The 334-nt window shown below is 47.3% G+C and carries 1 pseudogene; it reads right to left on the bottom strand.

Features of this window, described 5'->3' with window-relative positions:
* Positions 1–164: pseudogene (locus tag FS806_RS25425) on the bottom strand (IS1380 family transposase); the annotation flags it as partial.
* Positions 165–334 lie beyond the last annotated feature (170 nt).

The raw sequence follows: 334 nt of genomic DNA, 5'->3' as shown, positions 1-334 counted from the left end.
AGGAACTGGAAGTTACCGGCTTCCGTGACGGTGTTGTTGTCGAACGTGACCGGTCTCAACTTCTTCACGATCTGTTTGATTCGGCGACGCTCCGCAAGAATTTCCATTCGGCGTTCGCGGCGTGTTTTTCGTTCTGGCGCATGGTTCGTTGCTTGTGGTACCATGTTGTTAAGGACACTCCCTCTCGTCGGTTATTCAGTGGTGGTTTAACCTTTGACAAGAGGCATGCAGTGTCCTGTTTATTTTGCGAAAAAATTAGCAACTTTTTATGACAGAAAAACCTGTCACGGCCCGGATCTTTCACTTTTTGACGAGGTTACTTTCCGATTTCATG

This window comes from Paenibacillus sp. 32O-W, from assembly GCF_007679495.1.
In the GTDB taxonomy this organism is placed as follows: domain Bacteria; phylum Bacillota; class Bacilli; order Paenibacillales; family NBRC-103111; genus Paenibacillus_L; species Paenibacillus_L residui.
The sequence above is the reverse complement of the archived record's forward strand: the minus strand, read 5'-3'. Positions and strand labels throughout refer to the sequence as shown.